Below are 21531 nucleotides of genomic sequence, written 5' to 3'. Positions count from 1 at the left end.
TTGGCGCAGAGGTTATTCCGCTGCGATGGCGTCTTCGATCTTTTCGACCTTGATCGCCGAGAACTTGAACTCGGGGATCTTGCCATAGGGGTCGATGGCCGAATTGGTCAGCATGTTCGCAGCCGCCTCGACATAGGCAAACGGGATGAACACCATATCCTCGGCGATCGCCCGGTCGGCACGCACCATGATCTCGATGGAACCGCGACGGGTCGTCAGACGGATCATTTCACCCGGTTCGATCCCCATCAGCTTGAGCGTACGCGGATTCATCGAACAGTTCGCTTCCGGCTCTACCGCATCCAGAACAGTGGCGCGGCGGGTCATAGAACCCGTATGCCAATGCTCCAACTGGCGACCCGTTGTGGCTATCATCGGATACTCTTCATCCGGAGCTTCATCCGGTGGGATGATACTGGCCGGGGTGAACCTGGCCTTGCCATCAGCCCGTGGGAAACCGTCGCCAAACACGATGGACTGGCCCGGATCGGTTTCGCTGAGCGACGGGTAGGTGATCGTCTCGGTTTCCAGACGCTCCCACGTGATGTTGTCCAGTGACTGCATGGTCAGCTTCATTTCGTTGAAGACCTGAGACACATCTGTGTAATCCCAGTTCAGACCGATACGCTGCGCCAACTCGACAGTGATCGCCCAATCCTCGCGCGCCTCACCCGGAGGTGCCACGGCCGGGCGTACACGCTGTACCTGGCGGTTGGTGTTCGACACCGTCCCGTTCTTTTCATAGAGCGCCGAGGCCGGCAGGATGATGTCGGCATAGTTCGCCGTCTCGGTCAGGAAGATGTCCTGCACGATCATCAGATCCAGCTTGGCCAACGCATCACGGGCGTGGTTTACATCCGGGTCGGACATGGCCGGGTTTTCGCCCAGAATATACATACCCTTGATGTTGCGCGCATAGATCTGATCAATGATCTCGGTAACGGTCAGGCCCTTCTCGTTCGAGAAATCATCCGAGCCCCAGACATCGGTGAACTGAGCCCGGATGTTGTCATCCGTGACGGTCTTGTAGTCCGGCAGGAACATCGGGATCAGACCCGCATCCGAGGCACCTTGAACGTTGTTCTGGCCACGCAGCGGGTGCAGACCCGCGCCGGGCTTGCCCACGTTGCCGGTCATAAGCGCCAAGCTGATCAGGCAGCGCGAGTTGTCGGTGCCGTGGATATGCTGGCTGACGCCCATGCCCCAGAAGATCAGACCGGCCTTGGCCTGCGCAAATGTGCGGGCCACGCGGCGCAACTGATCTGGTTCGATGCCACAGATCGGTGCCATCGCCTCGGGCGTGAACTGGCGCAGATGTTCTTTCTCGGCCTCCCAGTTCTCGGTCCAGCGGTGGATGTACTGGCTGTCGTAGAGTTCCTCTTCGACAATCACGTTCATGATCGCATTGAGCATCGAGACATCAGCACCCGGGCGGAATTGCAGCATTTCGTCAGCGAATTTGCGCATGCCGACACCGCGCGGATCCATCACAATCAGCTTGCCACCGCGCTTGGTGAATTGCTTGAAATAGGTCGCTGCAACAGGATGGTTTTCAATCGGGTTGGCCCCGATGATGATCGCCACATCCGCGTTTTCGATCTCGTTGAAGGTCGCGGTCACAGCACCCGAGCCGACGTTCTCGATCAGAGCCGCAACGGACGACGCGTGGCACAGACGGGTGCAGTGGTCGACGTTGTTGTGCTTGAATCCCTGACGGATGAACTTCTGGAACAGATAGGCTTCTTCGTTGGTGCACTTGGCCGAACCAAAGCCCGCAACGCTGCGCGGATCTTCGTCGCGCAAGGCTTTTAGCTTGATGGCGGCCAAATCCATCGCCTCTTCCCAGGTCGCTTCGCGGAAATGGGTCGACAGGTCCGATGGATCGACGTTCAGGCCCTTTTCAGGGGCGTCTTCGCGCCGGATCAACGGCTTGGTCAGGCGGTGCGGGTGGTGGATGTAGTCAAAGCCAAAGCGGCCTTTGACACACAAACGGCCTTCGTTAGCGGGGCCGTTAATGCCCTCGACATATTTCACCTTGCCGTCTTTGACCTTCAGCGAGACTTTACAGCCCACACCGCAGAACGGGCAGACGCTTTCGGTTTCGCTGTCGTAGTCTTTGCTATCGCCCAGTTGCTGATCGTCCAGCACGGTGGCGGGCATCAGCGCACCGGTCGGGCAAGCCTGAACACATTCACCACAGGCCACGCAAGTTGATGCGCCCATTGGGTCGTTCTGGTCAAACACCACCTGCGCGGTGTGGCCGCGACCGGCCATGCCGATCACGTCATTCACCTGCACGTCGCGGCAAGCGCGAACGCAGAGGTTGCAGTTGATGCAGGCGTCCAGATTGACACGCATCGCGACGTGGCTGTCATCCAGCAGCGGGATTTTCTCGGCCTCTTTCGCCGGGAAACGGCTGTCGCTGACATCGTTCAGCTTGGCCATATCCCAGAAATGGCTGGACGCATCGTGCGGCTGCTCGGGCTGATCGGCCACCAACAGTTCCATGACCATAGCGCGGGACTTCTCGGCGCGGTCAGTGTCGGTTTTGACAACCATCCCCTCGGCCGCCGGTCGGATGCACGAGGCGACCAGAGTGCGCTCGCCTTCCACTTCGACCATACAGGCGCGGCAGTTGCCATCGGGTTTGTAGCCCGGTGCCGGTTTGTGGCACAGGTGCGGGATCACCAGTCCACGGCCATTGGCCGCTTCCCAGATCGTGGTGCCCTCGGGCACAGTGACGTCATCGCCGTTCAGGTTGAAGGCGACGGTCTTTGTTGGGCTTGCGTCAAGCATGGCTCTGTCTCCCTCAGATTTCGTCAGCGAAATGTTTCATGACCAGGCGGATCGGATTCGGAGCCGCCTGCCCCAGACCGCAGATCGAGGCATCTCCCATGACCTGGCACAGGTCTTCCAACAGTTCGGTGTCCCATTTGTCGGCCTGCATCAGCTTAACCGCCTTTTCGCAACCCGCACGGCAGGGCGTGCACTGACCGCAACTTTCATCTTCGAAGAACCGCAGCATGTTCAGCGCAGCGTCGCGGGCGGTGTCCTGATCTGACAGAACCACAACCGCAGCGGAGCCGATGAAGGTGCCCAGCGGTTGCAGAGTATCAAAGTCGAGCGGGACGTCATCGATGCTGGAGGGGAGAAGACCTGACGACGGCCCGCCCGGTTGATACGCCTTGAACACATGGCCTTCGGCCATGCCGCCGGCGGCATCAATCACATCCAGAATGGTCGAACCTGCCGGCAGCAGGTACACACCGGGCTTTGCAACCCGGCCCGAGACCGAATAGCTGCGCAGGCCGGTGCGGCCATTCTTTTCGGTGCTGTTGAGGCATTCCGGCCCTTCACGGCACACTTTGGTGACCCAATACAGTGTTTCGACATTGTGCACCAAGGTCGGGCGATTAAAGACCCCAACCTGCGCCACGAACGGAGGACGGTGACGGGGCAGGCCCTTCTTACCTTCAATCGACTCGATCATCGCGGATTCTTCACCGCAGATATAGGCACCAGCACCCCGGCGCAGGTCGATGTAACCCTTGGCGACGATCTCGGCCTCTTCCAACGCGGCGATCTCACGGCGTAGGATTTCCAGCACCGCAGGGTATTCGTCACGCATATAGATAAAGCAGGTCTCGGCCTCGACCGCCCAGGCGGCGATCAACATGCCCTCAAGGAAGACATGCGGCGTGCGTTCCAGATAGTAACGGTCCTTGAACGTGCCGGGTTCGCCTTCATCCCCGTTCACGGCCAGATAGCGCGGACCTTCGTTCATACGAACAAAGCCCCATTTCTTACCCGACGGGAAACCGGCGCCACCCAGACCACGCAGGCCCGAGGACAGCACGTCTTCTTGCACCTTTTCCCAATCACCGCCGTCGCGCAGCTCCTTCAGCTTGGCGTAACCGCCATTGGCTTCATAGGCGGCGAAGGCTTCATAATCGGGCAGATGGGCATGGGTATCTTCCGCGGCAATCGCGGCCTGTACCTTTTCAGGGGTCGCATGATCGATATGGTTGTGACCGATCTCCAACACCGGAGCGGTATCACAACGGCCCATGCACGGCGCACGAACAACGCGGACCTCAGCCGGATCCAAGCCATCTTCCAGAGCTTTTTGCAGCTGCTGGGCACCGGCCATTTCGCAAGACAGGGAATCACAGACCCGGATCGTCAGCGCGGGCGGAGGCACCTCGTCTTCTTTGACCACATCGAAATGGGCATAGAAGGTGGCGGTCTCGTAGATTTCCGCCTGACCGATCCGCATCTCAACGGCCAAAGCTGCAATGTGGTCGGCACTGATATGTCCGTGCGCGTCCTGGATCAAATGCAGGAATTCAATCAGCAAATCGCGGCGGCGCGGGCGATCGCCCAACAGGCGGTGAATCTCGGCCTGCGCCTCATCCGTAAACTGACGGCCCTTGGGCGTATGCCGCCCTTTGCCTTTACCTGACTTCCAAACGCCCTTGGGTGCGCCTGATGGCTTGGTGTCTAATGGTGCCATGATGCCCTCCGATTGAGGCCCCGTGTCTCATCAGATCAGCATATCGTCAAATCGCATTTGGCAATCGCACGATAACGACAGTTTATCACCGTAAAGACGCCACCACGCTGCGCAACGCTCCGACCGTTGGCAGTTCTGGGTCGCGGCTGAGGGTGGCCAGGCAAATGGGCTTGCTGACAACGGGATCGACCAGAGGTAACACACGGGTCCCCTTCAAATCGCCCAGCGCGCGCACAAGGACCCGAGGCACGACGGTGGCCGCCAGCCCCTCTCTCGCCATGACCATTGAAGCGGTGAAGCCGCTGGTTTCGGCCACGACGTCAGGATGCAGGCCCTGCTCCGCAAAAATCCGGTCCAGGATACGGCGATTCTGCATCTGCGGCTCAAGCAGGCTCAACGGGAAATCGGCGACTTGAGCCCAGGGAATCGGGCCAGTTTCCTCGGTCATGTGGGATGGTACCAACAGGACATAGGTTTCCTCGTACAAGGGCTGCACCTGCCGCAGGTCCGTGCCGATACTGTCGCCATAAGTTATCCCTGCATCCAGGCTGCCTTCGTCCAGTCGGTGCTGAATCGCGGTAGCGGACATGGTTTCAATCCGGGTCACGATCCGGGGATGGGCCATACGCAGACGTTTAATCAGGCGGCCGGTGAACGCGATCGCTGTGGGGATCACGCCCAATATCAACGTCCCTGTGATCTCACCCTTGGCTGCCAGCACTTGCTGCTCCAGCGCCTTGGTGTCATCGAGGATACGTCGCGCCCGTTGGACAATCATCTCGCCCTCTTCCGTGAGACCCTGAAACCGGTTTGCGCGGCGGACTATGGATAGGCCAAGCCGATCCTCGAGATTGCGGATACGCATCGAGAACGCGGGCTGCGAAATCCCGCATTCCTCGGCCGCTTTGGCAAAATGGCGATGACGCGCCAAAGCGCTGAGCAATTGCAGGTCGCGGATTTCGATCATTTCTAGTCGGTCCAACTTGAGAGCAAACGGCAGACTAACGCGTTTTTACCTGCATAGAAATGCGCTTCATCCACGAACTTCGGAGAGTTTCTTTTTGAACCTGTCAGCGATACTATAAAAGACGCGGTTGATGCGAGTATTGGGATGATTAAGGGCAAATATCTCGATGATCTGATGCTTGGAGACTCCTTCGAGACCGGAGGCGTAACTCTTACAGAGGGCGCGATCGTGGATTTTGCCCTCGTGCACGATCCGCAACCATTCCACATAGACAAGATCGCTGCGACAGAGTCCATTTTTGGCGGCCTTATCGCAAGCGGCTTTCAAACCATCGCGCTTACCTTCCGGCTATTTCGCGACACTGGTGTGCTTAACGGTACAAATCTTGGCGGTCACGGCATGGACGAAGTGCGCTGGCTCGCACCGGTTTTCGCGGGGGATACTATCTGCGTGCGCGTAACGGTCGAGGCGATCACGCCTTCACATTCAAAACCTGACAGGGGTACGGTGCGTTTCCGGTATCGTACATACAACCAAAAAGACATCGAGGTACTCAGCTTCATCATTGACCATGTGATGGCACGGCGGGGACTAGCGGACTCAGCAAGACCGACGAGAGAAGCGAAGCGCACAAAATGACTGTGATCCTAGAATTTCAGAAACTGTTTGATGGCTATGTCGAATGTTATCGATCCAATGACCCAGCGGGATGCGCGACCTATTTCACAGACAATACAGAACTCTTCTCACCGTATGGGCCTGCGGCAAAGGGTCGGAAGGCGATCGAAGCGGCGCATGCCGCGTGGATAGAAGAAGATGCCAAGCCCAAAGCTATCGAGGTCGTACAAGCCGATATCAACGGCCATATTGGCTGGTGCCTTGCGCGTTTCAGCGAAGGCGAAGCCGATCATGGGACATCGCTCAACGTGTTATACAAACAGCCAGACGGCAGGTGGCTGATCACCCACTGCAGTCTGAACGAAACGCCCTGAAATACGCGTTTAACAAGCGACCTTAAGTATTAAACAAGAAATGCATCACATCGCCGTCCTTGACGATGTAGCCCTTACCCTCTGCCCGCATCTTGCCCGCCTCTTTCGCGCCCTGCTCGCCATTGGCGGCGATATAGTCGTCATAGGCAATTGTCTCGGCGCGGATGAAGCCTTTCTCGAAGTCACCGTGGATCACGCCAGCGGCCTGTGGCGCGGCGGTGCCGGTGCGGATCGTCCAGGCGCGGGCCTCTTTCGGGCCGACGGTGAAATAGGTTTCCAGCTTCAGCAGGTCGTAACCAGCGCGGATCAGACGGTCGAGGCCGGGTTCTTCCAGACCCATCTCTTCCAGGAACATCTGGGCTTCGTCTTCTTCCAGCAGGCTGATCTCTTCTTCGATCTTAGCGCTGATAATGACGTGGGCATTGCCCTGCGCCGCAGCCATCTCGGCCACTTTCGCTGAATACTCGTTGCCCTCAGCTGCTTCTTCTTCGGACACGTTGCAGACATAAAGCACCGGTTTAGTGGTCAGCAGTTGAAGCATCTTCCATGCCTTTGCGTCTTCGTCGCTCACTTCGACCAACCGCGCCGGCTTACCGTTTTCCAGCATAGCTTGCGCCTCGGCCAACAGGCGATCCTGCTGCTGCGCTTCTTTGTCGTTGCCCTTGAGCTTGCGCACCAGGTTCGCGCGGCGCTTTTCGATGCTTTCCAGATCGGCCAGCATAAGCTCGGTCTCAATCGTATCAGCATCGGCCACCGGATCGACACGGCCATCCACGTGGGTCACGTCGCCGTCTTCGAAACAACGCAGCACATGCGCAATGGCGTCAGTCTCGCGGATGTTGGCCAGAAACTGGTTACCCAGACCCTCACCCTTTGAGGCGCCTTTGACTAGGCCGGCAATATCCACGAACGTCATCCGCGTTGGGATGATCTGCTTGGACGACGCTATCGCGGCCAGCTTGTCCAGTCGATCATCTGGCACAGCCACGTCGCCCACGTTGGGCTCGATGGTGCAAAACGGGAAGTTCGCCGCCTGCGCGGCTGCGGTTTTGGTCAACGCGTTGAACAGGGTCGACTTGCCTACATTCGGCAGACCCACGATTCCCATTTTAAAGCCCATCACGGCCTCCTGCATAGAATACGAACGCAGCTTCTATGCAGGTCAGCCTCAATGCGCAAGCCATTGCTGGGCTTGCCACGGCTGAGTCCAAATCGCCACATCACAAAAACGTTCCAAAAACGTGTTCATGGCTGAATTGAAAAAATGCCCCTTCGATAACCAACTAGCACTGAACGACGAGAATTCACTGGCAGACTAAAATGAAACAGCTCTTACTTGCGACCGCGTTGACAGTATCCACATATGCGACAGCCCAAGCCCAACAAGTCATATTTGGCGCTGGATATGCAGACTTCTCTGACAATGCATCCGAGGACCAAGCGCTTTTCTCCCTTGAATACCACCATAAGCCGTTTCATCAGGCGACCCGGTTCAGCGTTGGTTGGGGAACAGCATTGTCTCTTCATGAGAATGGCGATTTTCACATCGGCTTGGGGGTGGTCGGACTGTATGCGCTGAACGAACGCTGGTTTGTGGAAGGCAGCGTCATGCCAGGGTATTTTAACCCAAGTATTGATCTGAACGACTTGGGGGGTGACTTTCAGATTCGCAGTCTCCTTGGCCTTGGCTATGCACTGGACAACGGAAACAGCGTGTCGCTCGCGATCACACATAAATCCAACGCCAGCACAAACGACGATAACCCTGGCGTAAACGCGGTGCTTCTGCGCTATCATCTGGGCTTCTGATCTATTCCTGCCCTGGCGGGATTGATTTTCGGTCAAAGTTTCTGCACACGGGTCGAAACCCGAGTGCAAGGACATCCGATGACCCGTATCGACGCCAAGTTCGCCACCCTGAAAGCTGAAGGAAAAAAGGCATTTGTCGCCTATATCATGGCCGGAGACCCGGACTATGACACTTCGTTAGAGGTAGTCAAAGGCCTGCCGGGTGCTGGAGTGGACATCATCGAACTGGGTTTGCCCTTCACCGACCCGATGGCAGATGGCCCCACGATTCAAGCCGCGGGGCAACGCGCTTTGGATGGCGGCATGACGTTGCAACGCACATTGGATTTGGCACGTGCGTTCCGGGAAACCGACGATACGACTCCGATTGTCCTGATGGGGTATTACAACCCGATTTACAGCCGGGGCGTTGACGCATTTCTGGCGGATGCCAAAGAAGCCGGAATCGACGGTCTGATCGTTGTCGACCTTCCCCCCGAGGAAGACGAAGAACTGTGCCTGCCCGCACAGGCAGCAGGTTTGAATTTCATCCGTCTGGCAACCCCCACCACAGATGACAAACGTCTGCCACGCGTTCTGCAAAATACATCGGGCTTCGTATATTACGTCTCGATCACCGGGATCACCGGCGCAGCCGAGGCTCAGGCGACAGACGTCGGCCCCGAGGTCGCCCGCATAAAGGCCGCAACAGATTTGCCCGTGATCGTAGGCTTTGGCATCAACACGCCCGAGAAGTCCCGCAATATCGCATCAGTGTCCGACGGTGCTGTAGTCGGATCCGCCATTGTCAGCCAAATCGCCGCGGGCAAGCCTGTCGCTGAAGTCTTGGATTTCGTAAAATCCCTGTCGGACGGGGCACACAGCGTCTGATCTCAGCGATACATCTCAAAGCTCAAAAAACCCGCCGCAGTGCCTTGTGCTGCGGGTTTTTGACACCCAGGCACAGGGTCAATCCGTTGCAGGCGGCGCGCTGGATTGGTAAGAAAAAATAACCAGACAGCCCGGAGGTCCGCCGCATGCCCGTAATAACCAATATCGAAGACCTCAGGCGCATATACGAACGCCGTGTACCCCGGATGTTCTATGATTACGCTGAAAGTGGCAGTTGGACAGAACAAACCTTCCGCGAAAACAGCAGCGATTTTGAACAGATCCGCCTGCGCCAGCGGGTTGCGGTCGATATGTCCGGGCGCTCGACGGCCTCACATATGATTGGCGAGGATGTCTCGATGCCGGTCGCGCTGGCTCCGGTCGGGTTGACAGGAATGCAACACGCGGACGGAGAGATGAAGGCCGCAAAAGCGGCCGAGGAATTTGGCGTACCCTTCACGCTTTCGACCATGTCAATCAACTCGATCGAAGACGTGGCTGAACACACCAACAAGCCATTCTGGTTTCAGCTTTATACGATGAAGGACACGGATTACGTCAGCCGACTGATCCAGCGCGCCAAAGACGCCAAATGTTCAGCGCTGGTGATCACTCTGGATCTGCAGATTCTGGGCCAACGTCATAAGGATCTGAAAAACGGCCTTTCCGCCCCGCCGAAGCTGACTGCCAAAACCATTGCAAACCTGATGACAAAATGGGCTTGGGGAATAGAAATGCTGGGTGCCCAAAGGCGTGAGTTCGGCAATATCGTCGGCCATGTCGACGGGATATCGGATGCGTCTTCCCTTGGTGCCTGGACCGCAGAACAGTTCGATCCCAGCCTGGATTGGGCCAAGGTCGAAAAACTGATGGAACAATGGGGCGGCAAAGTAATCCTGAAAGGTATCCTGGACGCAGAGGATGCAAAAATGGCGGCCAAGCTGGGCGCAGAAGCCATAGTCGTATCAAACCACGGCGGTCGTCAGCTTGACGGCGCACTCAGCTCGATCCGCGTCCTGCCCGAGATCATGGACGCCGTTGGCAGTGATATCGAGGTTCATCTCGACAGTGGTATCCGATCTGGTCAGGACGTGCTTAAGGCTTTGGCGCTTGGGGCCAAAGGTACCTATATCGGCCGTGCTTTTGTCTATGGCCTTGGCGCAATGGGTCAGAAAGGCGTGACCACCGCGCTTGAGGTGATCCAGAAGGAATTGGACACGACAATGGCGCTCTGCGGTGAAAAAACTATCGAAGGGCTGGGGCGTCACAACCTGCTTGTCCCCGAAGACTTCGGAGGCCGTTGGCAAGGCTGAACCGGCTGGACATTGGGGGCTCTGCCCCCGTCGCCCTAAGGGCGCCTCCCCCGAGGTATTTTCCGCCAGATGAAGTAGGGATCCTGTATTCATCTGGCTAAAAATACCTCGGAGCGCGAGGCAGAGCCTCGCAAAACAAAAAACGGACTAAAACCCCCTTTCCAAACCAATTGAATCAAGCTAAGGACGCGGCTTCACGCGGGCATACAGCCTTGGAGGATGCCCGCCCTAACATTGGAGAATTATCATGGCTGGAGAGATTCCTGATCTCGTAGCTCTGGAACGGACGGGGACAGGCAAGGGCGCCGCTCGTCAGGCACGCCGCGACGGCATGGTTCCGGGCATTGTTTTTGGTGGCGATAAAGAGCCGCTTCCGATTCAGATCCCGTTCAACGAGTTATTCAAGCGCCTGAAAGCGGGCCGCTTCAAGTCGACACTGTGGAACCTGAAGGTTGACGGTCACGAAGATGTCCGCGTCATCTGCCGCGATGTCCAGCGTGATATCGTCAAAGATCTGCCGACTCACCTGGACCTGATGCGTCTGCGCCGGACCACCAAAATCGCGCTGTTCATCCCCGTTGAGTTCATCAACGAAGACGAAGCGCCCGGCATCAAGAAGGGCGGCGTTCTGACTGTTGTCCGCCCTGAAGTCGAACTGGTCTGCACCGCGGGTGATATCCCTGAGAAGATCACCGTTGATGTGACCGGTCTGAACATCAACGACGTTGTCACCATTTCGTCGGTTGACCTGCCCGCAGGCACCAAGCCGACCATCGACCGTGACTTCGTGATTGCCAACATCTCGGCACCCACAGGTCTGTCCACAAGCGACGACGAAGAAGGTGAAGAAGTGGCAGCTGACGAGGTTGAAGTCGTCGGTCAGGACGCTGCAGAAGAATAAGCTCGAACTTCAAGAGTTCGGATTTGGAAACGGGGCCCTGTTGGGTCCCGTTTTCTTTTGCCGCTCGGGCTGGAAACAGGTGGCATTCCGTGCCATCAACCACCTGCATCGCACAAGGATGAGACTATGAAACTGTTTGTCGGATTGGGGAACCCAGGGTCGAAATACGCCCGCAACCGGCACAATATTGGCTTCATGGCCGTGGAGCGGATCGCCGAGGATCACGGCTTTGGCCCATGGAAATCCAAATTCCAGGCCGAAATCGCTGAGGGGCGTTTGGGCGATGAAAAAGTTCTGCTGATCAAACCACAGACCTTCATGAACCGGTCGGGTCAGTCGGTGGGAGAAGCGATGCGGTTCTACAAACTGGATTCGACCGATGTGACCATCTTTCACGACGAGCTGGACCTCGCCCCTGGCAAAGTCCGTGTGAAGGCGGGTGGCGGCCATGCCGGACATAATGGCCTGCGCTCGATCCACGATCATATCAGCCCGGCCTATGACCGCGTTCGGTTGGGGATCGGGCATCCAGGGCGGAAAGAGATGGTCTCACCCTATGTTCTGGGTGATTTCGCCAAGGCGGATGCCGACTGGCTGGATGATGTTCTACGCGGGGTTTCAGACGGCGCTGCATATTTGGCAAACGGAGATGGAGGCAAATTCATGAACGCAGTCGCGCTGCGCACTGCTCCGCCGCGATCTTCAAAGACCCCGACTCCGAAATCCCAAACAAAGCCTGATACACCAACCGAACCAGTGGTAGATGACCGCTCTGCCATGCAGAAGCTGTTGGACAAATTCAAATAGCAGATCCAAAACGTTCCGTTACGTAGCCATTGCAGAATGAAGGCGTCCGCGATTCAATACCCAAGAATAAGGGAGGCTATGCGATGAGATCCATCTTGAAATGGGTGCTGCGCATCGTTTTGGCGCTGGCTCTGGCTGGTGTTGTCGTTGGGCTGTGGAAACGTGAAGAATTGCAGCGTCTGATGGCTGTGAACTCTCTGTTTTCAGAAGAAAAGATCGTTCAAAATTTTTCACATATGGACGAGGCTTTTTTAACCGTTGACCTGCCTCGTGGCGACGCCCCTACTTGGGAGTTGCCTTATGGGGATGGGTTCGATCTGCCGGACGGTACTGACGCCTGGATCGAAGAGCGCTCTGTAACCTCGTTGTTGGTGATGCAGGGCGGAAGTATCCGATTCGAGGAGTACTATTTGGGAACAGGCCCGGATGATCGTCGAATTTCGTGGTCGGTGGCCAAAAGCTATTTGTCAGCGCTGTTTGGGATTCTGCTGGATGAGGGCGCAATCAAGTCGCTGGACGATCCGGTGGTGAAATACGCGCCAAAACTCAAGGGCAGCGCCTATGACGCCGCGACAATCCGCAATGTTCTGAACATGGCCAGCGGGGTCACGTTTGACGAGGATTACCTGGACCCAAACTCTGACATCAACCGCATGGGCCGCGTGATCGCCTTGGGCGGTGAACTGGACGATTTTGCGGCATCTTTGCAAGACAGCTTTGCGACACCGGGCGAAACCTGGCAATACGTCTCGATCGATACGCATGTGTTGGGCATGGTGATACGCGGCGCGACAGGACGAGGCGTGGCAGAGTTGTTGATTGAAAAAGTCATTCAGCCCTTGGGCCTGGAACGCGACGGATACTATGTTACCGACGGTGCCGGCGTTGCTTTTGTGTTGGGCGGCCTGAACTTCACCACGCGCGATTTCGCTCGGTTTGGGCAAATGATCCTACAGGACGGTAAAGTGAATGGGCTACAACTGGTCCCCGCCGAATGGATATTTGAGGCCACGCAACCCAGCGCCCCCACAGCACAGGGCAAGATCGGGTATGGCTATCAATGGTGGATACCCCGCGGCGCACATGAGGGTGAGTTTCTGGCACGTGGCGTTTACGGTCAGTATATCTATTTCAATCAACCTCGCGGCGTTTTGATTGTCTCAACCGGTGCAGACCGACTGTTCCGTGAACCTGGCGTGAATGATCAGAACATCGAAATGTTCCGCAAGATCGCAGAAAGCCTGTAAGGTAGCCTCATGCAAAAGCAAGACAGTATCAATGTGCTGGGTGGCGTCCTCGCCCCCTGCTCAAGAAACCCCTTAACCGGCTTTTTCCGCGACGGCGCGTGCAACACCTGCACCGAAGATCAGGGCAGCCACACCGTCTGTGCAGTGATGACGGCCGAGTTTCTGGCGTTTTCAAAATATGTCGGCAATGATCTGAGCACGGCTCGGCCCGAATTCGACTTTCCGGGTCTCAAACCCGGTGACAGCTGGTGCCTGTGTGCCAGCCGCTTTATGCAAGCGCATGACGAAGGATGTGCGCCGCAGGTCCATCTGGAGGCCACACATCAGCGCGCGTTAGAGATTGTGCCATTGGATGTTCTGCAACAGCACATAGCCGAAGAGTAGCGATTCTCTGCGGCGCACCTAAGTTGGTTCAGAAGGACATTTGCCAGATCAGGCTGAGGCTGTAGTTTTCGAACCCGCTTTCACCAATGCCGTCATAGAACACATTGGCCGCAAGCAAGCTGTTGTTTTCCAAGAGGTAGTCAAAGCCCAGATCCGCACGCGCACGCGCCGTGTCGCCAATCGGCGTTACGCCGGGGACAGTGCCTGTGCCCGAAGTCGTGCTCCATATGCCTGACAGGCCACCCGTCAGCATAAAGTCACCGCGCGAAACCTGAACGGGGTGTGTGAAATCCATACCCAACCGAGCCGTGGTTAGACTGAAGTCCTGCTGCGGTATCAGGTTCCCCAGACTGTCGGTGTAGCTTTCTTGATCATCGCTGGCATAGCTGACGTCCAGCAGTGGCATCAGCGTCAGTGCACCGCGTTTGATTTCGCCGGTCACACGTGATTGCACCAACCAACGCTCGCTGTCGAAACTGTCAGTATAGGTCCCAAGCGGAGAGATGTCGTTGTCAGCCTGTCCATACAGAGCGCGCCCTTCAAAAAACACCGGCTGGCTGGGCAACTTGGCGACCACGTAAGGGCCAATCAGCCACCCTGTACCGTCCACGCTGGCCGGTCCGTTATCCGTTTCGGCATAGTCGAGCTGCAGCATGGCCCCGACCAGAAGGTTCGCGCTGATCTGACGATGTGCGCCCAAAACAGCCAACGCATAGGAGCTGTCGAAATCGTCCTGAGAGCTCCAGTTGCCGGTCAAATTGAACCAGACCGGGTTGGATGGATCTGAGGCAAAATTCAGATACCCCGAACCTTGCGTCACCGACGTGTCCAACACGCCGGAACCCGACCGCTGCAAGAACCGGGTCAATCCCGGCTGGTTGGTTGCAAGGCTGGTGGCACGCGCATTCTGAAACGCCTGAATCAGACGCTGCGTATTTGTCACCGCCTGAACCGACGTCACTGTGTTAGATGCAAGGTTTAGGTTGCCAGCTGCGTCAGTGAATACACCGGCTGGAATGAACAGTTCGATGGTGCCGTTATTCTGCGGTGTCAGCGTTGCAACATAGTTGGTCCCTGACCCTGCTAGGGTGGCCGTTGCGTTCGTCACCGACAGGTCCCCCACCGTGAAATCGGTGCTGGGCTCGCTGAGTGTGATAGACGCTTGAAACGTACCGTTTCCGGTGGCTGTCAGTGCACCGATTGTGGCCGTCGGTTGGGTTGTGTCCACAAGCGTCCGTGTGTTGATAACCTGAGTGGTCGTGACACCCGAAAGCGCGATCTCATAGCGGTACAGCGGTCCACCAACGGTTTCCTGAGCTGTGAAAACCACGCCAAGATACCCATCAGTTGCGTAAGTCGAGTCCGCGCCGTTTTGGTTGATGTTGGTTGCGTTGAGGTACCCCAAAGTCGCCAAACCACCTGGTGTAATCGCGCTTGCCGGGATGGTACCGAAATTGAAATAGAAAGATCCTCCGGGAACTTCTGCCGAGCCACCCAAGGATATGAAGGCGGTTTCAGTAACTTGGAGATTGCTTAGGAAAATCTGCCCACCATTTGGGGTCGTAATGATCTGAGAAGGAAATGAAGGTCCGCCAAGTGCATGGCTTTCCTTGGCGTTTGTGAGGATAAGCATCGAAACCAGAAGCACGAGGCTCAAAAACCTCAACATAGCAGACCTTACCATTTTACCTCCTACAGCATTCCATGGGCGCCAAACAAAGAGTGGCTTGAGTCAAAACAGCAACCCAAGCGTGTCACCTCTTGTTCCAACAAGTAGAGACATCCCCAAATAACCGGCCCCCATAAGCCGATTATCAAAACGTTAAAACAATTCTTATAAGTTGTATAGAATTTGAAGTCGCTCGACTAAGCACTTAGTGCAGCGAATGTGTTTTGCTTGTTTTGCAGTACATAAGCGCCACGCAATACAAATGGCTATTATTGAGTGATCTGGGCTTAAAACCACTGCATAGCAACGTACACAGAAGCGGCTACAAAAGGACAATCGAACCCGGCAAAAACTAGCAAAATTGCACCAGTTGAAGGGATTTTGTCAGTCTTTGTCCGATCAGGAAACGCGCGTATTCATGCCAACTGCTAGCTGAGAACCACGCGCTTCCTGGCTTTAGACGACTCAATCAAAAGACGAGTTCCACAGTGCAGCTGCCCGGAAATGAAAAACCGTGGCAACATCTGCGGCTTTACTTTAGTCAGCCGTGCGGCCTTCGGTGTCAGACATGTCGAAATTCAGATATTTCGCCACTGTCTGAACGTCTTTGTCGCCTCGACCGCACATGTTCATGCAGATCAGGTGATCCTTGGGCAGATCCGGCGCAATCTTCATCACATGAGCCAGCGCGTGGCTGGGCTCCAGCGCGGGGATGATGCCTTCGGTCGCACAACACAACTGGAACGCCTCAAGCGCCTCTTTGTCGGTGATCGAGACATAATTGGCGCGACCAATGTCATTCAACCAGGAATGCTCGGGCCCGATTCCCGGATAATCCAGACCAGCCGAAATCGAATAGCCCTCAAGTATCTGACCATCATCATCCTGCAGCAGATAGGTGCGGTTACCGTGCAGCACGCCCGGACGGCCTCCGGTCAGCGAAGCGCAATGCTCCATCTTCTCGTTCACACCTTTGCCACCAGCTTCAACACCGATGATGTTCACCTCTTTGTCGTCGAGGAAGGGGTAGAACAGACCCATCGCATTCGACCCACCACCGATGGCAGCGATGATCGTATCGGGCAGACGGCCTTCGGCCTTCATCATCTGCTCTTTCGCTTCTTTTCCGATGATCGACTGAAAATCGCGGACCATCGCCGGATAGGGATGCGGACCGGCCACGGTACCAATGCAGTAGAACGTGTCGCGCACATTGGTCACCCAATCACGCAGAGCGTCGTTCATCGCATCTTTCAGCGTACCACGACCCGAGGTTACTGGAATCACCTCGGCCCCCAGCAGACGCATGCGGAATACGTTCGGGGCCTGACGCTGAACGTCATGCGCACCCATGTACACGATGCATTTCAGACCAAACTTGGCGCAAACGGTTGCAGTTGCCACGCCGTGCTGCCCTGCCCCAGTTTCAGCTATGATCCGGGTTTTGCCCATGCGCCGCGCCAGAATGATCTGGCCCAACACGTTGTTAATCTTGTGCGCGCCGGTATGGTTCAGCTCGTCACGCTTCAGGTAGATCTTTGCGCCACCCAGATGCTCAGTCAGGCGTTCCGCAAAATACAGCGGCGAAGGGCGACCAACGTAATTCGCCCAAAGATCATCCATCTCGGCCCAGAAGGTGGGGTCATCCTTGGCTTTGTTGTATTCCTCTTCCAGCGACAGGATCAGCGGCATCAGCGTTTCGCTGACAAATCGCCCGCCGAAGATGCCAAAGCGGCCTTGCTCGTCAGGGCCGGACATGAAGGAATTGAAAAGATCGTTGGCCATGGGTGTCTCCACTCGTCGTACCCGTTGTTCATAGGTTGTGGCGACAAGATTTGCCATGGGCAAAACGCATCATTCCGCAACCCGTATGTTTTGTCGCCAGACCTGAATTGCCTGTTCCGCAGAGGGCACGCCTATGCACGGAAAGTGGTAGAACCGGTTCACATCCGCCAGCCGATCGGCTGCCAGCATGACACGTCGATGAGGACCCGATTGTGCAAACGTCAGCATCGCCTCGATATCGTGCCAAACGCTCAGCGAAAAATAGAGCCCATCCTGCCGGAACACAGCTGCGTGCAGACACAACGGGTCGCCTTTTGCTTGCCTGTACGCCTGACCCGCGCGCCAGAAAAATTCGGGCGCGTTGTACCAGTGTCTCAGGGAAACACCACCTATTGCCGCCAACATACTGTCTTCCTCCCCAAACGGGGATACGCGGCAACTAAAGGATCAGATCACTGCAAAGCGGCTGCAAATTCGCCGATCAGGGTTGCGTCCTTTACACCCGGCGCGCTTTCCACGCCCGAAGAGACATCGACCTGCCGCGCGCCGGTCATCCTGGCAGCTTCAGCAACGTTCTGCGGCGTCAGACCACCGGCCAGCATCCAAGGACGCCGCCAGTATTTCCGACCGGCCAGCAAGCGCCAGTCAAACGCCAGCCCGTTGCCTCCTGGCAGTTCCGCGCCCCGAGGCGGCTTTGCGTCGATCAACAATTGATCGGCCACTTCGGAATACAGATCTATTGCGTCCAGATCCTCGGCCTCGGCAACACCTATCGCCTTCATCACAGGCAAACCGAACCGGTCCCGGACCTCAGAAACCCGTTCAGGACTCTCTTTACCGTGTAACTGCAGCATATCCAGCGGAACCGCAGACACGATGCTGACCAGCTCTTCGTCAGTGGCGTTTACCACCAATGCCACCTTGGCGACGCCGGGCGGAACCATTTTGGCCAGTTCCGCAGCCTGCGCAACGTCCAGATGGCGAGGTGACTTCGGAAAGAAAACAAAACCGACATAGCCTGCCCCGGCCTCAACGGCTGCACGCACGTGATCAGATGCGGTCAAGCCGCAGATTTTGAACCTAACATCGGGCATGGGAATTGGGCTCAGCTTGCCTCATCCAGAAGGGCCAGAACGTCATCTTTGCCCTCGTTTTGCTTTTTCTTGAGCTTATTGACCTCTCGCTCGAGCTTGCGCACTTCGCTTTTCTTCGCGGTCGCGTCACGGCGATGCTTGTGTTCACGCATCCATTCCCAAATGAAGCCAATGATCAGACCGGCCACAACACCACCCAGAACCACCAGGAACAACGGAAGCGAAGCGGTCAGATTGAATCCCAACAACTCAGCCAGCGGATCCGGCATCAGCTTGAGTTCAACCGACTCAACATTGGCCAGAGACACCGAAATCAGGATGATCCCAAGCGTCCCAAGAAAAGCATATCGAATGTAGCGCATCATACGGTCAGGCTTTACCGTTCAATCGGTCCCTAAGCAACTTACCAGTTTTGAAAAACGGTACACATTTTTCCTCGACCTGCACCGTCTCTCCTGTGCGTGGGTTACGCCCCACACGCGCATCGCGCTTTTTGACCGAAAACGCGCCGAAACCACGCAGTTCAACACGATCGCCGCGGGCCATGGCGTCGGTGACTTCTTCGAACACGGTATTCACAATCCGCTCAACATCACGCTGATAGAGATGTGGGTTTTCGTCAGCGATTTTCTGAATCAATTCTGAACGGATCATGCGTGATACCCTCCCAGGCAGCCGGTGTGTCAGGTCTACTGATTTGACAGTATAGGAAAAAATCCGGTTTGGGGGAACGCATACTCTGCGCGCTGAGGCTTTATTTTACCATATTCTCACGCGATTTTTTGCCGGACAGGGGTTTTTCCGCACTTAAAGCGCAAACATTACCGAAATTAACACGGCCGATTGGAACACCTTGATTCGCAACAAAAACGGCCCCGCGCTGAAGCGCGAGGCCGAAAAGCTTGTTTGGGATGTGTCCCGGAATTAGTCGCCCGACTTCAGCGCTGCACCCAGGATATCGCCCAGCGACGCGCCCGAATCGGAAGAACCGTACTGTTCCACGGCCTCTTTCTCTTCGGCGATCTCGCGTGCCTTGATCGACAGGCCCAGACGGCGGGTCTTGCTGTCAACGTTGGTGACGCGGACGTCGACCTTGTCACCGACCGAGAAACGCTCGGGGCGCTGTTCGGCACGGTCACGCGACAGGTCGGAACGACGGATGAACGACTTCATGCCTTCATACTCGACCTCGATGCCGCCATCTTCGATTGCGGTCACTTCGACAGTGATAACCGAGCCACGTTTCACGCCGCCCACGGCTTCGGCGAACTTGTCACCGCCCAGGGCTTTGATCGACAGCGAAATACGCTCTTTCTCGACATCCACTTCCGAGACAACCGCCTGAACGACGTCGCCTTTGCGGTAGTTCTGGATCGCATCCTCGCCACGCTCGTCCCAGGACAGATCCGACAGGTGAACCATGCCGTCGATGTCGCCTTCGAGGCCAATGAACAGACCGAATTCGGTGATGTTCTTGACTTCGCCTTCGACCTCGGTGCCCTCGGGGTGAGTTTCTGCAAACACTTCCCATGGGTTGCGCTGAGTCTGCTTCAGGCCCAGAGACACGCGACGCTTGGCGCCGTCGATTTCCAGAACCATGACGTCGACTTCCTGGCTGGTCGAAACGATCTTGCCGGGGTGGACGTTTTTCTTGGTCCAGGACATCTCGGAGACGTGCACCAGACCTTCGACACCGGCTTCCAGCTCGACGAACGCGCCGTAGTCGGTGATGTTGGTGACGCGACCCTGATGGACCGAGCCCAGCGGGTATTTCGCAGCAACCAGATCCCACGGATCTTCCTGCAGCTGCTTCATGCCTAGGCTGATGCGGTGGGTTTCTTTGTTAATCTTGATGACCTGAACCTTGATGGTTTCGCCGATCGTCAGGATCTCGGACGGGTGGTTCACACGGCGCCATGCCATGTCGGTGACGTGCAGCAGGCCGTCAACGCCGCCCAGGTCAACAAATGCACCGTATTCGGTGATGTTCTTGACAACACCCTCGACGGTCTGACCTTCGGACAGGTTGCCGATAACTTCGGCACGCTGTTCGGCACGCGATTCTTCCAAGATTGCGCGGCGCGAAACAACGATGTTGCCACGGCGGCGGTCCATTTTCAGAATCTGGAACGGCTGCTTCAGACCCATCAGAGGGCCAGCGTCGCGCACAGGGCGAACGTCAACCTGCGAGCCGGGCAGGAACGCAACTGCGCCACCCAGATCGACGGTGAAGCCACCTTTGACGCGGCCAAAGATTGCACCTTCGACGCGCTGGTCGTCGGCATATGCTTTTTCCAGACGGTCCCATGCCTCTTCACGGCGGGCCATCTCGCGTGAGATGACGGCTTCGCCACGGGCGTTTTCTGCGGCGCGCAGGTAGACTTCGACCTCGTCACCAACAGCGATTTCAGGGGCTTCGCCGGGATTTGCGAATTCTTTCAGATCAACGCGGCCTTCCATTTTGTAGCCTACGTCGATGATGGCCTGGCCGGCTTCGATCGCCAGAACCTTGCCTTTGACAACAGAACCCTCTTCGGGTGTGTCCATTTCGAAGCTTTCGTTAAGGAGGGCTTCGAATTCCTCCATGGATGCGTTAGCCATGTGGCGTTGTTTTCCTTTACAGTACGTTTTTGCTGGCCGAGCGGTTGTCTCCGCCGGTCTTGTTTCATGATGCCGTCTGGCGTGACCCGGTGCGCCCCTGAGCAAACAAACACAAAGGGCCGAGGTAACCCGGCCCTGCTCAGAAACGTCATCCGGACGTTGACCGCCCTTGTATCGACAGCGCGCGTATAGGCGGATTCCTCGACATGTGCAAGGGTAAAGCCCATGTTTTCAAGGTTCGGCAGGTCTTTGCAGAGGGCTGTTCAGCGTTTGGCGCTCCAAACCCCGGCATCGCGCTGCAACATCGCCTGTTCTATCTCATCCAAGCGCATCAACGCGGCAGACGGATCGCGTGCACCTCCGGCCCGGTTCCATATTTTCTGAGCGGACACCGGGCTCCACGGCAAACTGGCAGCAGCCAACCATTGCCGCAAGCCCGGCGGCAGCGAGTCATAAACCTGCATCGGTGCAGTTTCTCTTTGCCGACGTTTGAGGCCGCTCCGCAGATTTCGGCGGAATTTGCAGCCGTGATCTGACTGTCTTTGCAATGCACATATCCTTCGCATCCATTATGTAATT

Annotated in this window: 21 protein-coding genes; 9 read left to right on the top strand and 12 right to left on the bottom strand. The window is 56.6% G+C overall.

Annotated features, from left to right (window positions below; all coding sequences use genetic code 11):
• Positions 1–12 precede the first annotated feature (12 nt).
• From fdhF to GS630_RS10100, 3 genes are all read right to left on the bottom strand, one after another.
• A complete protein-coding gene (gene fdhF / locus GS630_RS10110; protein ID WP_171619585.1) occupies positions 13–2796 on the bottom strand; it encodes a formate dehydrogenase subunit alpha in 2784 nt (927 codons plus the stop codon).
• Between the two features lie 13 nt (positions 2797–2809).
• Complete coding sequence (locus GS630_RS10105) at positions 2810–4513, bottom strand: NAD(P)H-dependent oxidoreductase subunit E (protein WP_171619583.1); 1704 nt, start codon at positions 4511–4513, stop codon at positions 2810–2812.
• Between the two features lie 85 nt (positions 4514–4598).
• Entirely contained in the window at positions 4599–5480 is an 882-nt protein-coding gene (locus GS630_RS10100) for a LysR family transcriptional regulator (protein WP_171619581.1), read from the bottom strand.
• Between the two features lie 144 nt (positions 5481–5624).
• On the opposite strand from GS630_RS10100, the gene GS630_RS10095 reads away from it, so the two are divergent.
• Positions 5625–6119, top strand: coding sequence for a MaoC family dehydratase (locus GS630_RS10095; RefSeq protein ID WP_216599762.1), 495 nt, complete (start codon positions 5625–5627; stop codon positions 6117–6119).
• Positions 6116–6472: a hypothetical protein gene (locus GS630_RS10090; RefSeq protein WP_171619579.1), complete on the top strand. Its 357-nt coding sequence runs from the start codon at positions 6116–6118 to the stop codon at positions 6470–6472. Before GS630_RS10095 ends, GS630_RS10090 begins: the two co-directional genes overlap by 4 nt.
• Before the next feature lie 22 nt (positions 6473–6494).
• Here the strand turns inward: GS630_RS10090 and ychF are convergent, their stop codons facing one another.
• Positions 6495–7592 carry a redox-regulated ATPase YchF gene (gene ychF, locus GS630_RS10085; RefSeq protein ID WP_171619577.1) on the bottom strand — a complete coding sequence of 366 codons (1098 nt, stop codon included), beginning with the start codon at positions 7590–7592 and terminating at the stop codon, positions 6495–6497.
• A 200-nt stretch (positions 7593–7792) separates the two neighbouring features.
• Between ychF and GS630_RS10080 the strand changes: the two genes are divergently transcribed.
• The 7 genes from GS630_RS10080 (at position 7793) to GS630_RS10050 (ending at position 13803) form a co-directional block, all read left to right on the top strand.
• Positions 7793–8281 carry an acyloxyacyl hydrolase gene (locus GS630_RS10080; RefSeq protein WP_171619575.1) on the top strand — a complete coding sequence of 163 codons (489 nt, stop codon included), beginning with the start codon at positions 7793–7795 and terminating at the stop codon, positions 8279–8281.
• A 78-nt stretch (positions 8282–8359) separates the two neighbouring features.
• Positions 8360–9151 (top strand): tryptophan synthase subunit alpha, encoded by a 792-nt coding sequence (gene trpA, locus GS630_RS10075; RefSeq protein WP_171619573.1) that lies wholly within the window; start codon positions 8360–8362, stop codon positions 9149–9151.
• Between the two features lie 146 nt (positions 9152–9297).
• Positions 9298–10464 (top strand): alpha-hydroxy acid oxidase, encoded by a 1167-nt coding sequence (locus GS630_RS10070; RefSeq protein ID WP_171235350.1) that lies wholly within the window; start codon positions 9298–9300, stop codon positions 10462–10464.
• 247 nt (positions 10465–10711) lie between these two features.
• A complete protein-coding gene (locus GS630_RS10065) occupies positions 10712–11365 on the top strand; it encodes a 50S ribosomal protein L25/general stress protein Ctc (RefSeq protein ID WP_171178062.1) in 654 nt (217 codons plus the stop codon).
• A 126-nt stretch (positions 11366–11491) separates the two neighbouring features.
• Complete coding sequence (gene pth / locus GS630_RS10060) at positions 11492–12172, top strand: aminoacyl-tRNA hydrolase (protein ID WP_171619571.1); 681 nt, start codon at positions 11492–11494, stop codon at positions 12170–12172.
• 83 nt (positions 12173–12255) lie between these two features.
• A complete protein-coding gene (locus tag GS630_RS10055; protein WP_171712005.1) occupies positions 12256–13419 on the top strand; it encodes a serine hydrolase in 1164 nt (387 codons plus the stop codon).
• Between the two features lie 9 nt (positions 13420–13428).
• Positions 13429–13803, top strand: a complete 375-nt coding sequence (locus GS630_RS10050; protein ID WP_171712003.1) for a DUF2237 family protein — start codon at positions 13429–13431, stop codon at positions 13801–13803.
• A 28-nt stretch (positions 13804–13831) separates the two neighbouring features.
• Here GS630_RS10050 and GS630_RS10045 read toward each other — a convergent pair whose 3' ends face one another.
• The 8 genes from GS630_RS10045 to GS630_RS10010 form a co-directional block, all read right to left on the bottom strand.
• Entirely contained in the window at positions 13832–15487 is a 1656-nt protein-coding gene (locus tag GS630_RS10045) for an Ig-like domain-containing protein (protein ID WP_171619565.1), read from the bottom strand.
• 522 nt (positions 15488–16009) lie between these two features.
• The gene (gene trpB, locus GS630_RS10040; protein WP_171235355.1) at positions 16010–17257 is read right to left on the bottom strand and encodes a tryptophan synthase subunit beta; all 1248 of its coding nucleotides are present in this window, start codon (positions 17255–17257) and stop codon (positions 16010–16012) included.
• A 69-nt stretch (positions 17258–17326) separates the two neighbouring features.
• Complete coding sequence (locus GS630_RS10035) at positions 17327–17662, bottom strand: hypothetical protein (protein ID WP_171235356.1); 336 nt, start codon at positions 17660–17662, stop codon at positions 17327–17329.
• A gap of 47 nt (positions 17663–17709) precedes the next feature.
• A complete protein-coding gene (locus GS630_RS10030) occupies positions 17710–18351 on the bottom strand; it encodes a phosphoribosylanthranilate isomerase (RefSeq protein WP_171619563.1) in 642 nt (213 codons plus the stop codon).
• Positions 18352–18362: 11 nt separating this feature from the next.
• Positions 18363–18713, bottom strand: coding sequence for a lipopolysaccharide assembly protein LapA domain-containing protein (locus GS630_RS10025; RefSeq protein WP_171235358.1), 351 nt, complete (start codon positions 18711–18713; stop codon positions 18363–18365).
• A 7-nt stretch (positions 18714–18720) separates the two neighbouring features.
• Positions 18721–19005 (bottom strand): integration host factor subunit beta, encoded by a 285-nt coding sequence (gene ihfB, locus GS630_RS10020; protein ID WP_050603110.1) that lies wholly within the window; start codon positions 19003–19005, stop codon positions 18721–18723.
• A gap of 270 nt (positions 19006–19275) precedes the next feature.
• Positions 19276–20952, bottom strand: a complete 1677-nt coding sequence (gene rpsA, locus GS630_RS10015) for a 30S ribosomal protein S1 (protein ID WP_068337749.1) — start codon at positions 20950–20952, stop codon at positions 19276–19278.
• A gap of 263 nt (positions 20953–21215) precedes the next feature.
• Positions 21216–21518, bottom strand: a complete 303-nt coding sequence (locus GS630_RS10010; protein WP_256368693.1) for a DUF6525 family protein — start codon at positions 21516–21518, stop codon at positions 21216–21218.
• Positions 21519–21531 lie beyond the last annotated feature (13 nt).

The sequence above is a fragment of the Ruegeria sp. HKCCD7303 genome (assembly GCF_013111185.1).
Lineage (GTDB): Bacteria > Pseudomonadota > Alphaproteobacteria > Rhodobacterales > Rhodobacteraceae > Ruegeria.
This window is presented reverse-complemented; position numbering and strand designations above follow the sequence as displayed.

Excerpts from the sequence above, each read along its gene's own strand:
- rpsA (WP_068337749.1), bottom strand. The coding sequence starts at position 20,952 with ATGGCTAACGCATCCATGGAGGAATTCGAAGCCCTCCTTAACGAAAGC.
- GS630_RS10105 (WP_171619583.1), bottom strand. The coding sequence starts at position 4,513 with ATGGCACCATTAGACACCAAGCCATCAGGCGCACCCAAGGGCGTTTGG.
- GS630_RS10045 (WP_171619565.1), bottom strand. The coding sequence starts at position 15,487 with ATGGTAAGGTCTGCTATGTTGAGGTTTTTGAGCCTCGTGCTTCTGGTT.
- GS630_RS10070 (WP_171235350.1), top strand. The coding sequence starts at position 9,298 with ATGCCCGTAATAACCAATATCGAAGACCTCAGGCGCATATACGAACGC.
- GS630_RS10030 (WP_171619563.1), bottom strand. The coding sequence starts at position 18,351 with ATGCCCGATGTTAGGTTCAAAATCTGCGGCTTGACCGCATCTGATCAC.
- pth (WP_171619571.1), top strand. The coding sequence starts at position 11,492 with ATGAAACTGTTTGTCGGATTGGGGAACCCAGGGTCGAAATACGCCCGC.
- GS630_RS10095 (WP_216599762.1), top strand. The coding sequence starts at position 5,625 with ATGATTAAGGGCAAATATCTCGATGATCTGATGCTTGGAGACTCCTTC.
- trpB (WP_171235355.1), bottom strand. The coding sequence starts at position 17,257 with ATGGCCAACGATCTTTTCAATTCCTTCATGTCCGGCCCTGACGAGCAA.
- fdhF (WP_171619585.1), bottom strand. The coding sequence starts at position 2,796 with ATGCTTGACGCAAGCCCAACAAAGACCGTCGCCTTCAACCTGAACGGC.
- GS630_RS10100 (WP_171619581.1), bottom strand. The coding sequence starts at position 5,480 with ATGATCGAAATCCGCGACCTGCAATTGCTCAGCGCTTTGGCGCGTCAT.
- GS630_RS10055 (WP_171712005.1), top strand. The coding sequence starts at position 12,256 with ATGAGATCCATCTTGAAATGGGTGCTGCGCATCGTTTTGGCGCTGGCT.
- trpA (WP_171619573.1), top strand. The coding sequence starts at position 8,360 with ATGACCCGTATCGACGCCAAGTTCGCCACCCTGAAAGCTGAAGGAAAA.
- GS630_RS10025 (WP_171235358.1), bottom strand. The coding sequence starts at position 18,713 with ATGCGCTACATTCGATATGCTTTTCTTGGGACGCTTGGGATCATCCTG.
- GS630_RS10065 (WP_171178062.1), top strand. The coding sequence starts at position 10,712 with ATGGCTGGAGAGATTCCTGATCTCGTAGCTCTGGAACGGACGGGGACA.
- ychF (WP_171619577.1), bottom strand. The coding sequence starts at position 7,592 with ATGGGCTTTAAAATGGGAATCGTGGGTCTGCCGAATGTAGGCAAGTCG.
- ihfB (WP_050603110.1), bottom strand. The coding sequence starts at position 19,005 with ATGATCCGTTCAGAATTGATTCAGAAAATCGCTGACGAAAACCCACAT.
- GS630_RS10080 (WP_171619575.1), top strand. The coding sequence starts at position 7,793 with ATGAAACAGCTCTTACTTGCGACCGCGTTGACAGTATCCACATATGCG.
- GS630_RS10010 (WP_256368693.1), bottom strand. The coding sequence starts at position 21,518 with ATGCGAAGGATATGTGCATTGCAAAGACAGTCAGATCACGGCTGCAAA.
- GS630_RS10090 (WP_171619579.1), top strand. The coding sequence starts at position 6,116 with ATGACTGTGATCCTAGAATTTCAGAAACTGTTTGATGGCTATGTCGAA.
- GS630_RS10035 (WP_171235356.1), bottom strand. The coding sequence starts at position 17,662 with ATGTTGGCGGCAATAGGTGGTGTTTCCCTGAGACACTGGTACAACGCG.
- GS630_RS10050 (WP_171712003.1), top strand. The coding sequence starts at position 13,429 with ATGCAAAAGCAAGACAGTATCAATGTGCTGGGTGGCGTCCTCGCCCCC.